Genomic DNA, 13948 nt, shown 5'->3' on the forward strand with positions numbered 1-13948 from the left:
TCTCCGCGGGGGAAGGAGCGGCGTCCGGTGCGTGCGATCGGCGTGCGGTGTGAAGGGTCATGTGGCGGAGCCACCTGTCCCTTCGCGCCGTGCGGCGAGCGTGCATGCCGGGCGCCGTGACGCCGCGGAGATCCATCAGAAGGGCCCTAAGGCACGTACGTGTACGGCGTCGTCGTGGTCAGGGGTGCGAAGCCGAGGCGTTCCAGGATGGGGCGGCTCTGGCTGGAGGCGTCGACCTGGAGGTAGCGGTAGCCGCGCTCCACGGCGGCGCGGGCGCGGTGGGCGACCAGGGCCCGGTAGACACCCCGGCCGCGCCAGCCCTCCACGGTGCCGCCGCCCCACAGCCCGGCGAACCGGGTGCCGGGCACCAGCTCCATCCGGGCCGCGCTCACCGGTTCGTCCCCGGCCAGCGCGACGACGGCGACGATCGTGTCCGGCTCCTCCGTCAGCCGGGCCAGCAGCTGGTGCCGCAGCCGGGAGCCGTCGGTGCCGAAGGCCTTCTCGTGTACGTCCGCCACCAGGTCGACGCCGGCCGCGTCGGTGACCGGCAGCAGGCGCACGCCCTCGGGCGGCCGGGCGTCGAGGTCGAGGGCGGCGACCTCGGCGATCATCAGCGTCTCCTCGGGCTCGGCCGTGAACCCCGCGCTCCGCAGCCGCTCCCCCAGGTCCACCGGCAGGTCGTGCCCGTACAGCTTCCACTCGAACTCGCGGCCCAGCCCGGAGAAGTAGGCGATCTGCGCGGCGATCACCTCGTCGGCGTTCGTCTCGTCCAGGTCGGACCACACGACGCCGTTCCAGCCGCGCGCCGAGGACACCTGGCGCACCACGCCGCCCACCCGCTCCACCCGCGCGTCGGGGCCGTCCGGCTGCGCCCCCTCGCGCATGTCCCGGTCGAAGAGGGCGAGCACCGCTGCGTGAACCATGTGATCACTCCAGCACCGGGGCGCGCACCCGGCAACCGCTTTACGCGCCCCGGTATGCCGCCGCCGCACCGGGCGGACTTTCCGGGCGCGCCGCGGCGCCCAGGGCCTGCCGCCAAAGTCCCGCCGTCAGCCCGGAGGGCGGGCCCTGCCGCGCCATGGGGGTCCCCCGCGCGAGGCTGTTCGAGCGTGGGGGCGTGCCGGGCGTCACGGGGCAGGCGGGACCTTCGCACCAGGCTCTAGGCTGCCCGCGAAGATCGCCACGCGAGGAGGGCCGTACGTCATGGTCGTGAGGGACGCCGAACTGCCGTATCTGCGCCGGTGTGTCGAGCTGGCGGAAGAGGCACTGGAGGCCGGGGACGAGCCGTTCGGGTCGGTGCTGGTGGGAGCGGACGGCACCGTGCTCGCCGAGGACCGCAACCGGGTGGCCTCCGGCGACCGCACCCGGCACCCCGAGTTCGCACTGGCCCGCTGGTCGACGGCCCGGCTCTCCCCCGAGGAGCGGGCGGCCGCCACGTTGTACACCTCCGGCGAGCACTGCCCGATGTGCGCGGCCGCGCACGCCTGGGTGGGCCTCGGCCGCATCGTGTACGTCGCCTCCTCGGAGCAACTCGCCGGCTGGCTCACGGAGTTGGGCGTGCCCGCGCCGCCGGTGCGCACACTGCCGGTCAACGACGTGGCACCGGGTGTAACGGTGGACGGCCCGGTACCGGAGTTGGCCGGGCAGGTGCGCGCCCTGCACCGGCGCTTTCACCACCGGGACGTCTGAGGCACGAAGCCGTCCGAGATGCAGCCCCGCGTCAGGGGTGCCTACGATCTGGGGTACCAGACCAGACGGACCGCCAGGTCTCCTCCCGTAGGGGAGGCGTTTTCCTTTGCTGCCGGCACAACGGCTGATGGCCGCTCATGGCACGCTGGTCGCTGTCGCCACGGTCGTGTACATGGCAGTACCGGCGGCACGCGCGCCTCTGTGGGCGCTCATCGGGCTTTCCAGCGCCGCAGCCGTGGTGGCCGGAAGCCTGGTCAACCGACCCGCCCACCGCTGGCCCTGGTGGGTGCTGGCCGCCGGGTTGCTCACCTTCGTCGCGGGGGACACGTACTACAACGTGCTGGAGCAGTACTTCCACGCCTCCAACCCCTTCCCCTCTCCCTCGGACGCCAGTTACCTGGCCACCTATCCCCTGTTCGCCATCGGCCTGTCCGGGCTGGTGCACTACCGCTGGGCGGGCCACGATCTGCCGAGCCTGCTGGACGCGATGATCTTCACCGCCGCCCTGGCCCTTCCGGTATGGGTCTACCTGGTGCAGCCGCTCACCCAGCTGGACGGGCTGACCTGGCAGCAGCGGGCCATCAGCATCGCCTACCCCCTCGGTGACGTACTCGTCCTCGCCCTGCTCGCCCGCCTGCTCACCCTGAGTTCGGTCGACGGCCACAACCGGTCGGTGCAGCTCCTGGTCATCGGGACCGTCACCCTGCTCGGCTTCGACATCGCCTACGGCATCCTGCAGCTCAACTCCCTGTGGCAGACCGGCACGGCACTCGACGCCGGCTGGATCATCTTCTACACCGCGTGGGCCCAGGCCGCGCTGCACCCGGACATGGCCCAGCTGACCGCGGCCGAACCGCAGCGGCGGGCGCTGCCGGCGCCCCGCCGACGCCTGCTGCTCCTGGCCGTGGCGACACTGATCGCGCCGGGCATCCTGCTGTACGAAGGGTTGACGCACACGGCCCACGACGCGTCCGTGATCGCCGCGTTCTCCGGCCTGCTCTTCCTCCTCGTGATCCTGCGGCTGTCGGCTCTGGTCGTCGCCCACCGCAGCGCCGTCACCCGGGAGCTGACCCTCCGCCGGGCGGCCGCCTCGCTGGTCTCGGCGGTACGGCCGGGGCAGGTCGCCCAGTCCTGCGAGGCGGCCGTCGACCGGCTGCTGGGCACGGCCGTCGGCCACCGGACGATGCTGCTGCCGGCCGAGCGGGCGGCGGAGCTGGCGCAGTACCACGGGCGGATCGTGGCCGCCCGCGAGCTCGACATCGACACCGGACCCGACGCCGCGGACACCGTCCTGGTGTGCCTGATGATCCCGCCCGACCGTCCCTACGGCGACGTCCCGGGCGTGCTGCTGGTCGCCGGACCGGTCGGCCCGCTGAGTGAGACCCGCAGCTCCCTGGAGATCCTGGCCTCGCACGCGGGCCTGGCCATGGAGCGGGTCTCCCTGCGCCAGGAGATCGTCCGCAGGGAGAGCGAGGCGTACTTCCGCACCCTCGTGCGCAACACCTCGGACGTCATCCTCATCGTCGAGGACGACGACACCATCCGCTACGCGAGCCCCTCGGCCGCCGGTGTGTTCGGCACCGCGGACGTGGTCGGCGCCTGTCTGCCGGACCTGGTCGACCCCCGCGACCGCAACCGGGCGGTACGCGAGCTGCGGGCCGTGCGGGAGTCCGGGCCGCGGGCCACCCACGACCACTGGTGGGTTCGGCGCCGCAACGGCCGGGTCGAGGTGGAGGTGCGGTGCAGCGACTTCCGGGACGAGCGGACCGTGAACGGCCTGGTGGTCACCCTGCGCGACGTGACCGAGCAGCGCCGGCTGGCGCACGAGCTGACCCAGCGCGCCTTCCACGACTCGCTGACCGGTCTGCCCAACCGGACCCTGCTGCTGGAGCGGATCGAACGCGCCCTGCTGCGCGGACGCCGCGAGTCCTCCCTGACCTGTCTGCTCTTCATCGACCTCGACGACTTCAAGCTGGTCAACGACACGCTCGGGCACTCGGCCGGCGACCATCTGCTCGTCTCCGTCGGCAACCGCCTCTCCAAGACCCTCAGGCGCACCGACACCGCGGCCCGGCTGGGCGGCGACGAGTTCGCCGTGCTGATGGAGGACGCCCGTGAACCCCTGGACGCGGAGCTGCTGGCCGCCCAGGTGATCCAGACCCTCACCCGGCCCTTCCACGTCGCCTCCGAGTCGGTGACCGTCTCGGCCAGCGTGGGCGTGGCCACGGCCCGCGACAGCACCGACGCGGAGGAACTGCTCGGCCACGCCGACCTCGCGCTGTACGCGGCGAAGGCGGCCGGAAAACGCCAGTGGCGCCGGTTCCAGCCCCTGCTGCACACCCGCATGGTCGAACGGCACGATCTGCAGAGCCGGCTGGCCCGCGCGGTCGAGGGCAACGAGTTCGCCCTGCGCTACCAGCCCGTCGTGGACATCACCGCAGGCGAGGTCGTCGGATTCGAGGCGCTGATCCGCTGGCCGCAGGCCCTGCCCCGGCCGGTGCCGCCGGAGCAGTTCATCTCGATGGCCGAGGAGACCGGGCACATCGCGGTGCTCGGGGCGTGGGTGCTGGAGAACGCGGTCAACGACATCGCCGGACTGCAGAGACTGCCCGGGCCCGCCGTCCCGCCGTACGTCAGTGTGAACGTCTCCGCACGCCAGTTCCGTGACGTGGGCTTCCTGGACCAGGTCGACCAGGCGCTGCGCACACCCGGCCTGGCGCCCGGGTCCCTGCAGCTGGAACTGACCGAGACCGTGCTGCTGCGCCGCGACACCCAGGTCCAGGCCGTGCTGCGCTCCCTGAAGGAACTCGGGGTGCACATCGCGGTCGACGACTTCGGGACCGGCTTCTCCTCGCTGCGGTATCTGCGGGACTTTCCCCTGGACGCGCTGAAGATAGACAAGACCTTCATCGACGACATCACCCGCGACGCCCAGCAGGTGGCGCTCGTCGAGGGCATCGTGCGGATCGCCGACACCCTGGGCCTGCAGGTGATCGCCGAGGGCATCGAGGACCAGGCCCAGCGCGATCTGCTGGCGAGCATGGGCTGCCGGTTCGGGCAGGGCTTCCTGTTCGCCCGGCCGATGACGGTGCAGCAGAGCGAGCGCGTGCTGCGGCAGCACCAGGGAAGGTGCCCCGCACCACCCGCCGCCGCGGGGCCGGCGCGCGTCCCGGCCGCACGGACCGAGGACGGGGAGCGGCGGGCGGCGCGGTGGGCGGACCTCGAACATCTGCGGCGGACCAGCCCGATGAGCGACGCGGTCCTCGACGAGGTGCGCGGCCGGCACATCCGCAGCCGCGGCCACTGGCTGATCGACTTCGCGTCCTGCAACTACCTGGGCTTCGACTGGGACCCGGAGATCATCGACGCCGTGGAACCGACGGTACGGCGCTGGGGCACCCATCCCAGCTGGTCCCGCCTGCTGGGCAGCCCGCGGCTGTACCCGGACATCGAGGAGCGGCTCGCCGAACTGCTGGGCGCCCCCGACACGCTGCTGCTGCCGACGCTCACCCTGATCCACTCGTCCGTGATCCCGATCCTGGCCGAGAGCGGCCATGTCTTCGTGGAGGCGATGGCGCACCGAACGGTGTACGACGGCTGCCTCGTGGCCCGCGGCCAGGGCGCCACCCTGCACCGCTTCCACGCCGAACGACCCGACGAACTGGAGGCCCTGCTGGCCTCGGTGCCGGCGGGCCTGCCGCGGCTGGTGTGCCTCGACGGCGTCAACAGCATGAGCGGCAACATCCCCGACCTGCCCGCGCTGGCCTCGGTGTGCCGGGCCGGGGGCGCGACGCTGTACGTCGACGACGCGCACGGTTTCGGGGTGATCGGGGAGCGCGGGCCTCTCGAGCCCTGTCCCTACGGCTCGCGCGGCAACAGCATCGTGCGGCACACCGGTGAGTCGTACGACGGGATCGTACTGTGCTCCGGGTTCTCCAAGGCGTACTCGTCGCTGCTCGCCTTCCTGGCGCTGCCGACCGAGCTGAAGAACCGGCTCAAGACGGCCGCAGGGCCGTATCTGTACTCCGGCCCCTCGCCGACCGCTTCCCTGGCGACCGCGCTGGCCGGGCTCGACGTCAACGAGCGCCGCGGCGACGCGCTGCGCGCCGATCTGTACCGCCGCACCGCCCGGGTCCTGGAACACCTCGGCGACCTGAACGTCGGCACGCTCAACCGGGACCGGCTGCCGATCATCGAGATCCCACTGGCGAACGCGGACGACCTGGACGCGGTGGCGGACTTCCTGTGGGAGGAGGGCATCTATGTGACGCTGGCCTCGTATCCCCTCGTACCGCGTGACCGGGTGGGGTTCCGGGTGCAGATCACGGCCCTGAACTCGGACGAGGACATCGACGTGCTGACCGGCGCGCTCAGTCGGCTGGCCGCGCGCTTCCCGCTGAAGGCGAAGGGCTGAGCCGGCCGTGACCACGCACAACGACGACGTGGACTGGGACCGGTGGCCGATCGCGGACTACCTCGCGGAGAACTACCGGGACCTGCATCCGTCGGACGCCGCGGTCATCGCCCACCACTCGGAGTTCTACCGGCGGCTGGCACCGGGCTGCGTCGAGCGGTCGGTCGAGTTCGGCGCGGGGCCCAATCTCTACCCGCTGATCCTCGCGTCCGCCGCGAGCCGCCGTATCGAGGCGGTGGAGGCGGGGGCGGGCAACGTCGCCTATCTGGAGCGTCAACTGCGGCACGGGCCCGACGCGAGCTGGCTGCCGTTCCACGCGCTGTGCCGCCGGCTCAATCCGGACATCCCCGCCACGCTGGCGGGAGCGCTGGCCTACGTCGACGTCGTCCACGCCGACGCGCGCGGGCTGGAACCCGGGGCGTACGGCCTGGCGTCCATGCACTTCGTCGCGGAGGGCGCCACGGAGGACCTCGCGGAGTTCGCCGACTTCTGCCGCGCCTTCGTGCGCTGCGTCGCACCGGGGGGCTATCTCGTGGCGGCCTTCATGGAGAACATGCCGACGTACCGCATCGGCCCGGCCTCCATCTGGCCCGGCTGCCCGGTGAGCCCGAAAACGGTCACCAAGGTCTTCACCCCTCTGACCCAAACCCTTTCCGTCACCCGAATCGACACGGACCCAACACTCCCGAACTACGGCGACTCGGGAATGGTCCTGCTGACGGCCAGGGCTCGCTGAGCCGGCTCCTCCGGCGGGCGACCGGCTCCGACACCGGAAAGCCCGCCCGCCCCGGTCGCCACGTCGGCCGGGCTTCCGCCCGTGGATTCCTCGGTTCAGCGGTCCGTGCGGGAGCGAGAGCGGCGGTAGACGGCTGCTCCCGTCAGGATCAGCGCGGCGCTCGTCGCTGCCGCCGGCAGGGTCGCGTCCGTGCCCGTGTGGGCGAGGGACGCGGCGGCGTGCTCGGGGGCGGCCGGCGGAGCCGGGTGGGGCTTGGGCGGGGTGCGGTGGGTGGGGTGGTCGGGCCCGTTGTGGGAGGGCGGCGCGGAGTGGTTGTTCACGGCCGCGTTGCCGACGCCGCCCACATTCACCGTGTTGCCGCTGACGTTCAGGGGGAGGTGCACGGGGAGCTGCAAGCCGTTGCCGGACAGGACGCCCGGTGAATCCTTTCCTCCGCCGTGTGCCCGGCTGCCGTGGGCCACGGGCGCGCCCGGCGCCCGGTGACCGCCCTCGTCGACGCAGCGGTTGCCGGACGCGGGGTTGAGGAGCCCCACGACGTTCACGGTGTTCCCGCAGACCTCGACCGGCACCTGCACCGGCAACTGCACGGTGTTGCCGGAGATCAGCCCGGGCGAGCCGGCCGCGGCGCCGTCCGCCGAGGAGCCGGCATGGGCGGGAGCCGTCAGCGCCATCGCGCCGGAGGCGGCGGCGACGGCGATCACACCGTTTCGGGTAACCCTTCTCATGGCTTCGCTGCCTTCCAGACGGGGTCGCGGGCCACCGCCCGCGCCGGGGAGACGGGCAGGTGCCCGCACCGCGTAAAACGCCGGGCGAAGGATCCGAGTTATGGCTTAGCGGCCTTTCACCCCATCGAGCGGCACGGTTGTCGAACTGGCTGTAAAGCCGTCCGATCACTGCCGGCGCGGCGGGAGCGTACGGCACCCCGGTCACTCCCGCCCGTCCGGAGGCGCGCGTTCCGGGGTCCGCTTATCGTGAGCGAGGGCGCCGTTCTCCCGCTCCGCGACGGGCGCCCATGGAGGCATCGATGCTGGCCAAGATGTCGACGCGGCCCGCGGTGCGGCGCTGCGCGGTGACCGCGACCGCCGCCGCGACCCTGCTCGCCGCGGGGCTGCCGACGGCCGCCGCCGAACGCGCCGGCCCCGACCTGTCCCGCTTCTACGGGCAGAAGATCCACTGGACCCGGTGCAAGGGCGCGGACGTGCCGGCGGATCTGCAGTGCGGCAAGGTCACCGTCCCGCTCGACTACGCCCGCCCCCGCGCCGGCAGGCTCGACCTCGCGCTGGCCCGCTACCGTGCGACGGGCCCGAAGCGCGGCTCGGTCCTGCTGAACTTCGGTGGACCCGGCGGGTCGGGCGTGAGCGAACTCGCGGGCGGCGGCAAGGACTTCATGGGCCTGACGAACGCCTACGACGTGGTCACGTTCGACCCGCGCGGCGTCGGCCGGTCCTCCCCGGTCAGCTGCGGCAACGGTGTCGACGAGGCGTCGGTCGCGGAGGCGGGCGATCCGAACCTGGTCCATCCGCAGGACGTGCTGCGGCAGTTGCGCAAGGCCGCCGCCGAGTGCGCCAGGCACTCCGGGCCCGTTCTGCCGTACATAGGCACGATGTACGCCGCCCACGACCTGGACGTGATGCGTCAGGCCCTGGGCGACAAGAAGCTCAACTACCTTGGTTTCTCCTACGGAACCCGGCTCGGCGCCGTGTACGCGGCCCAGTTCCCCAAGAAGGTCGGCCGGTTGGTGCTCGACGGTGTCGACACCCTCACCGAACCGATGTCCGAGCAGGGCATCGCGGGCGCCGAGGGGCAGCAGACGGCGCTGGACGACTTCGTCGACTGGTGTGTCAAGGACATCGCCTGCCCGCTGGGCCAGGACGCGCGGCGCGCCGGTGAGCAGGTCGTGCAGCTGGTCCACTCCCTCGACGAGGATCCCGTGTCGACCGACCTGGGCCAACAGTTCACCGGCCAGGACCTCGTGGGCGCCATCGGACAGGGCCTGTACAGCGAGGAGTTGTGGCCCTCGCTGGAGCGGGCCCTGGCCCAGCTCGTGGAGGACGGCGACACCCGCGGTGTCATGGCGTTCGCGCATGGCGGCTTCTCGCCCTCCGCACCCCACGCGGGAAACGGCGGCCTGGTCGACGAGGACGACGTCCCGCTCGACAATCTCCCCGCGGCGCTGATGGCGATCAACTGCGCCGACGATCCCGACCGCCCCAGCGCCGAGCAGCTCACCAAGGACCTGGTCCGGCTCCGGGCCCAGTACGAGGAGGCCTCCCCCGTCTTCGGCCGCTATCGGCTCACCCAACTGCTCATGTGCTACGGCCGCCCCAAGGGCACCGACTACATCCGCGACGAGGTGCGCGACCTCCACTCGGCCAGGATGCTCCTGGTCGGCACCCGCGGAGACCCGGCGACCCCCTACCGGTGGACCGTGGAGACCGCGAAACGGCTCGGCTCCTCGGCCGTGGTCCTCGACAACAGGGGCGAGGGTCACACCGGTTACGGCTCCTCCAAGTGCGTGCACCGGAAGGTCGACGACTTCCTGCTCTACGGCTCCCTGCCCCCGAGCGGCAGCTCGTGCGGGGCGGACGAGGACGACTGACGAGGACGTCACTCGTCCCAGTGGGCGAGCCGGTGCAGCGCGCCGGCCGTGCGGACGAAGCCCTCCTCGCCGAGGAGGGCTCGCAGTTCGGCGTTGAAGGCGTCGATCTCCGGTTGCGCGGCCCGCAGGGCGTCCGCGCCCATGTCGGTCAACTCCAGCACCACGGCCCGGTGTTGGCGTGGATGCGGTCGCTTGCTCAGCAGGCCCGCGGAGCTGAGCCGGGTGACCAGCGCGGTGATGGCGGACTCGCGCAGCCCGAGGGTGCGGGCGAGTTCCTGCTGGGTGGTGCCGGGCCGGTCCCGCACGGCGAACAGCGCCCCCAGCTGGGCCGTGGTGACTCCGGCCGCGGCCACGCAGCGCCGGTCCGCCGTGGTGCGCAGCCGGTGTGCGGCGCGTTGCAGCAGGAAGAACAGGCGCTGGTCGGGCTCGGACATGGGCCGATGTTGACAGAGGACACCGTCGCGCGCCACCCTCACTTCACTGGTGAACTGAGGCTGGAGGTGCGCGGCGATGGATCTTGAGCTCGCCCGGAAGACCCTCGCGGAGCAGCCCTTCAGCCGTCTGCTGGGCGCCCGCCTGACGGCCTTCGGGGACGGTGAGGCCACGCTGGAGCTGGACATCCGCGAGGACCTGCTCCAGCAGTACGGCTTCGTCCACGGCGGGGTCCTGTCCTACGCCGCCGACAACACGCTGACGATCGCCGCGGCCACGGTGGCCGGGCCCGGCCTGATCACCTCCGGTTTCACCATCGACTACCTGCGCCCCGCCACCGGCGAGACCCTGCGCGCCCATGCCCAGGTGATACGGGCGGGCCGGACCCGGATCGTGTGCCGCTGCGACCTGACGACCGTCGACGGCGCCGGGGCGCGGACCCTGTGCGCGGTGGCACAGGGCAACATCGCGGTGACCGCGCCCCGCTAGTGATCGCGCCGGTTCGGCATCAAGCGGCACCTCCGAGGGCGACAAGGTGCCGGGCCGTGCCGGCCGGGTCGACCAGCTGGTGGAGGTGGGCGCCGGGCAGGTGGACCACCCGCCAGCCACGTCCGCGTGCCTCGGCGGCGAGGTCGTCGTACGGAGGTCCGAACAGCAGGTAGGAACAGGGGTGGTCGTCCCAGCCGGCCGGGACCGGGATGCGCTGCTCGTAGTAGGACAGCGGCAGGGTGGGCTGCTCCTGGACGACCGCCCTGCGCACCTCGGGATCGGGGAGCATCGGCGCGACGTCCGCCTCCTCCCACCAGTCGGTCCAGCGGGGCAGTCTGCCGCCGACCGCCATCGGACGCAGGAAGCCGAGCAACTCCGGTGACGCGACCGGGGTTGCCCCGCTCCGGGCAGGCAGCGCGGCGTCGACGAAGACCGAGGCGGCGACCGGTCGCTCGAGGCCGGCGCGGATCATCGGAAGGAACAGGCCCGCGTTGCTGTGGGCGACCAGCGTGACGGGGCTGTCCGTGGGGACCTGCCGCAGGTCGTCGCGGACGGCGGCGGCGACGCGCGGCCAGAAGGGCGGGCCACCGGCGCCGACGTGCAGCAGGGACGGCACCCGTACCTCATGGCCCGCGGCCGTCAGGTGGTCGGCCACCGGACGCCAGGTCGAGGGGCCCACGGACGGACTGTGCACGAGAACGAAGATCGACGGCATGGGACGATCCTGTCCCTCGTGCCGGACGGGGCGCGAGCACCTTGGCCGACAGCAGAACGCGACCCGCCCTGCTGCCACCCCGTACATCCACCCCGTGCATCCTGTTCGCCCGCCTCCTTGCCCCTAATGCCCCATCCGCGAAACGGTCCTATGGTGCTTGTTATGGAGCACGACCTGAGTCCCGCAACCCTGTCCGAGCTCCGGCGCCCACGGCCCTATCCGGCCGTGTCCGTGCTGACGCCGACGCATCGTCGGGAGCCCGACAACGCCCAGGATCCGGTCCGGCTGCGCAATGTGGTGGCCGAGGCCAAGAAGCAGCTGGAGTCCGATCCCGCGGTCACCCGGGAGCGGCGCTCCGACGTCGTCCACCAGCTCGACCAGGCCCTCGCCGAGGTGGACCTGGCGCACGCCGAGGACGGTCTGGTGATCTTCGCCGCTCCCGGTGAGCACCAGGTGTGGTCGCTGGCCCGTGCGGTGCCGGAGCGTGTGGTGCTCTCCGACACCTTCCTGACCCGCAACCTGGTCTCCGCGCAGGCCGCCGAACGGCCGTTCTGGGTGCTGTCGGTCTCCGCCGACCGGGCCACCCTCTGGAGCGGCGGCACGGACCGGGTCGTGGAGGACCACTCCGGCGGCTTCCCGATGACCAGAAGCCTCGAGAACTTCGACGCCGAGCGCCAGGAACGCATCGGCGACATGCCGAGCACCTTCCGCGACGAGGGCACCCGGCACTTCCTGCGCGAGGCCGACGCGACGCTGGGCATGGTGCTGCGCGAACAGCCCCGTCTGCTGTACGTCACCGGCGAACAGGCCGCCCTGTCGCTGCTGGACGAGGTCGGCAGCGTGACCAAGGAGGCCGTGCACATCCCGCACGGCGGTCTCGCGCACGGCACACCCGAGGCGGTGTGGCAGGCGGTACGGCCGATGGTCGCCGCCCAGGCCCGCAAGGGCACCGACGCCGTGGCCCGCGAGCTGGAATCGGCCCGCAGCCGCAAGGCGTTCGCGGCCGGCGTCGACGAGGTCTGGCACAGCGCCCGCGAGGGCCGGCTGCGGCTGCTGGCCGTCGAGGAGAACTACCGCGTCACGGTGAGCGATGTCCTCGGCGACCACCTGGTCCCGGCCGCGGGCGGTGACCTCGACGCCCGTGAGGACATCGTGGACGAGATCGTCGAGCAGTGCCTGGAGACCGGCGCGGAGGTCCGCTTCGTCCCGGACGGCATGCTCGGCGACGCGCACGGGATCGCGGGCGTCCTGCGGTACTGAACGGCCCTACCGGCTGCCTCCCTTGACGACCAGGAAGACCATGAAAAACCCTGGCCGTCGAGGGAAGGGAGCCGACCGATCGTGTCTGAAGTGCTGGGAGTGGCCGTCCTGGGTGCGGGCCACATGGGTGCCGATCACATACGACGCCTCGACCGGGTGGTGAGCGGAGCCAGGGTCGTCGCGGTCGCGGATCCCGATGCCGGCCGGGCCGAGGATGCGGTGGCGGGCATCGACGGGGCCTGGGTGCACACGGATGTGGCGGGCGCTCGCGACGCCCCGGGTGTCGCGGCCGTACTGATCGCCTCGCCCGGTCCGGCGCACGAGGAGGCACTGCTCGCCTGCTTCGCCCGCGGGCTGCCGGTGCTGTGCGAGAAGCCCATGGTGCCCGACTCCACCGGCGCCCTGCGGGTCGTGGAGGCGGAGGCCCGCCTGGGGCGGCGGCTGGCGCAGATCGGCTTCATGCGGCGGTACGACGCCGGGTACCGCCGGCTCAAGTCCCTGCTGGACGACGGCCGGATGGGACGTCCGCTGATGCTGCACTGCACCCACCGCAATGTGGCGTCCCCGCCCGGGTTCACCTCGGCCATGCTGATCAACAGCTCGGTGTCGCACGAGATCGACGCGGCCCGCTGGCTGCTCGGCCAGGAACTCACGGCGGTGACCGTGCTGCGCCCCCGCTCCTGCGCCGGTGCGCCGGACGGCCTGCTGGACCCGCAGTTCGTCGTCTTCGAGACCGCGGAGGGAGCCCTCGTCGACGTCGAGGTCTTCGTCAACTGCGGTTTCGGCTATCAGGTGCGCTGCGAGGCCGTCTGCGAGGCGGGCAGCGCCCGGATCGGCGACGAGCAGGCGATGCGCGTCACCGCGCGGGGCACCGAGGCCCGGGAGGTGCCCCAGGACTACCTCGTCCGGTTCGCCGACGCCTACGACCGCGAGGTGCAGAGCTGGGTCGACGCCACCCGGCAGGGCAGGGTCACCGGTCCGAGCGCCTGGGACGGCTACGCGGCATCCGTCGTCGCCGAGGCGGGGGTGAGGGCGCTGGAGAGCGGCGCCCGCGTGGCCGTCGACCTCGCACCGCGCCCGGATCCGTACACCGGGCCCGGACACTGACGCGCGGGAGCGACCGGCTCAGACGTTGCCGAACAGGGAGCTCAGTCCGCGGTCGACGACCTCGCCGAGGTCCTCCTCGCCGACCCCGACCACGGCGTAGGTGCGCAGCAGGAACCGGCGCAGGGCCGAGGTGTCGAACTGCAGCAGGGCCAGGCCGTAGGGCGAGTGCAGCTCCAGGACCGTACGGGCCCGGCCGCACGGCCAGATGTGCACGTCACCGCCGCCGGCCGGGCCGCGCAGCCCGTCCTCCAGCAGCGCGCGGCCGAAGGTCCAGGTGACGCCGGTGCCGTCGAGGGAGACCTCCGGCGGGAAGTCCAGGTGCACGGCCAGCGGGTCCGTGGAGACGTACCGCAGGGTCGTCGGTACGGGCAGTTCCTGCTCGTCGGAGGTGATCAGGCGGCCGCGGGCGGGCTGCTCGAGGGTGATGTCCATGGTCGGTCTCCCCTGCGGTCGGAGGTCGGCCGGTGTGCCGATCTGTTGTTACGACTCCGCAGGAACCGATCGCAT

12 protein-coding genes are annotated in these 13948 nt (G+C 72.4%); 7 read left to right on the top strand and 5 right to left on the bottom strand.

Features of this window, described 5'->3' with window-relative positions; genetic code table 11:
• Positions 1-146: 146 nt before the first annotated feature.
• Positions 147-923 carry a GNAT family N-acetyltransferase gene (locus tag ACWCQ1_RS03185; RefSeq protein WP_451025716.1) on the bottom strand — a complete coding sequence of 259 codons (777 nt, stop codon included), beginning with the start codon at positions 921-923 and terminating at the stop codon, positions 147-149.
• Positions 924-1203: 280 nt separating this feature from the next.
• Here ACWCQ1_RS03185 and ACWCQ1_RS03190 point away from each other — a divergent pair, with 280 nt between their 5' ends.
• From ACWCQ1_RS03190 to ACWCQ1_RS03200, 3 genes are all read left to right on the top strand, one after another.
• Positions 1204-1689, top strand: coding sequence for a nucleoside deaminase (locus tag ACWCQ1_RS03190; RefSeq protein ID WP_451025717.1), 486 nt, complete (start codon positions 1204-1206; stop codon positions 1687-1689).
• A 127-nt stretch (positions 1690-1816) separates the two neighbouring features.
• Positions 1817-6103 carry an aminotransferase class I/II-fold pyridoxal phosphate-dependent enzyme gene (locus ACWCQ1_RS03195; RefSeq protein ID WP_451025718.1) on the top strand — a complete coding sequence of 1429 codons (4287 nt, stop codon included), beginning with the start codon at positions 1817-1819 and terminating at the stop codon, positions 6101-6103.
• A 7-nt stretch (positions 6104-6110) separates the two neighbouring features.
• Complete coding sequence (locus ACWCQ1_RS03200) at positions 6111-6839, top strand: class I SAM-dependent methyltransferase (RefSeq protein WP_358600158.1); 729 nt, start codon at positions 6111-6113, stop codon at positions 6837-6839.
• Between the two features lie 95 nt (positions 6840-6934).
• Here ACWCQ1_RS03200 and ACWCQ1_RS03205 read toward each other — a convergent pair whose 3' ends face one another.
• On the bottom strand, positions 6935-7540 hold the full coding sequence (locus tag ACWCQ1_RS03205; RefSeq protein WP_451025719.1) for a chaplin: 606 nt from the start codon (positions 7538-7540) through the stop codon (positions 6935-6937).
• A gap of 323 nt (positions 7541-7863) precedes the next feature.
• On the opposite strand from ACWCQ1_RS03205, the gene ACWCQ1_RS03210 reads away from it, so the two are divergent.
• A complete protein-coding gene (locus ACWCQ1_RS03210) occupies positions 7864-9438 on the top strand; it encodes an alpha/beta hydrolase (RefSeq protein ID WP_451025720.1) in 1575 nt (524 codons plus the stop codon).
• Between the two features lie 8 nt (positions 9439-9446).
• Here ACWCQ1_RS03210 and ACWCQ1_RS03215 read toward each other — a convergent pair whose 3' ends face one another.
• Entirely contained in the window at positions 9447-9872 is a 426-nt protein-coding gene (locus tag ACWCQ1_RS03215) for a MarR family winged helix-turn-helix transcriptional regulator (protein WP_133048481.1), read from the bottom strand.
• Between the two features lie 76 nt (positions 9873-9948).
• Here ACWCQ1_RS03215 and ACWCQ1_RS03220 point away from each other — a divergent pair, with 76 nt between their 5' ends.
• The gene (locus tag ACWCQ1_RS03220; RefSeq protein WP_133048480.1) at positions 9949-10359 is read left to right on the top strand and encodes a PaaI family thioesterase; all 411 of its coding nucleotides are present in this window, start codon (positions 9949-9951) and stop codon (positions 10357-10359) included.
• A 19-nt stretch (positions 10360-10378) separates the two neighbouring features.
• On the opposite strand, the gene ACWCQ1_RS03225 is transcribed toward ACWCQ1_RS03220, so the two are convergent.
• On the bottom strand, positions 10379-11074 hold the full coding sequence (locus ACWCQ1_RS03225) for an alpha/beta hydrolase (RefSeq protein WP_358600173.1): 696 nt from the start codon (positions 11072-11074) through the stop codon (positions 10379-10381).
• A gap of 162 nt (positions 11075-11236) precedes the next feature.
• Between ACWCQ1_RS03225 and ACWCQ1_RS03230 the strand changes: the two genes are divergently transcribed.
• Positions 11237-12334 (top strand): baeRF3 domain-containing protein, encoded by a 1098-nt coding sequence (locus ACWCQ1_RS03230; RefSeq protein WP_358600176.1) that lies wholly within the window; start codon positions 11237-11239, stop codon positions 12332-12334.
• 81 nt (positions 12335-12415) lie between these two features.
• Complete coding sequence (locus ACWCQ1_RS03235) at positions 12416-13441, top strand: Gfo/Idh/MocA family protein (RefSeq protein WP_451025721.1); 1026 nt, start codon at positions 12416-12418, stop codon at positions 13439-13441.
• 18 nt (positions 13442-13459) lie between these two features.
• Here ACWCQ1_RS03235 and ACWCQ1_RS03240 read toward each other — a convergent pair whose 3' ends face one another.
• Positions 13460-13873 (bottom strand): SsgA family sporulation/cell division regulator, encoded by a 414-nt coding sequence (locus tag ACWCQ1_RS03240; RefSeq protein WP_133048476.1) that lies wholly within the window; start codon positions 13871-13873, stop codon positions 13460-13462.
• Positions 13874-13948 lie beyond the last annotated feature (75 nt).

Source organism: Streptomyces sp. NPDC002144 (assembly GCF_053593695.1).

Bases quoted from the DNA above. Each gene is read 5' to 3' on its own strand.
- ACWCQ1_RS03210 (WP_451025720.1), top strand. From the start codon at position 7,864: ATGCTGGCCAAGATGTCGACGCGGCCCGCGGTGCGGCGCTGCGCGGTG.
- ACWCQ1_RS03240 (WP_133048476.1), bottom strand. From the start codon at position 13,873: ATGGACATCACCCTCGAGCAGCCCGCCCGCGGCCGCCTGATCACCTCC.
- ACWCQ1_RS03225 (WP_358600173.1), bottom strand. From the start codon at position 11,074: ATGCCGTCGATCTTCGTTCTCGTGCACAGTCCGTCCGTGGGCCCCTCG.
- ACWCQ1_RS03220 (WP_133048480.1), top strand. From the start codon at position 9,949: ATGGATCTTGAGCTCGCCCGGAAGACCCTCGCGGAGCAGCCCTTCAGC.
- ACWCQ1_RS03230 (WP_358600176.1), top strand. From the start codon at position 11,237: ATGGAGCACGACCTGAGTCCCGCAACCCTGTCCGAGCTCCGGCGCCCA.
- ACWCQ1_RS03195 (WP_451025718.1), top strand. From the start codon at position 1,817: ATGGCCGCTCATGGCACGCTGGTCGCTGTCGCCACGGTCGTGTACATG.
- ACWCQ1_RS03190 (WP_451025717.1), top strand. From the start codon at position 1,204: ATGGTCGTGAGGGACGCCGAACTGCCGTATCTGCGCCGGTGTGTCGAG.
- ACWCQ1_RS03215 (WP_133048481.1), bottom strand. From the start codon at position 9,872: ATGTCCGAGCCCGACCAGCGCCTGTTCTTCCTGCTGCAACGCGCCGCA.
- ACWCQ1_RS03185 (WP_451025716.1), bottom strand. From the start codon at position 923: ATGGTTCACGCAGCGGTGCTCGCCCTCTTCGACCGGGACATGCGCGAG.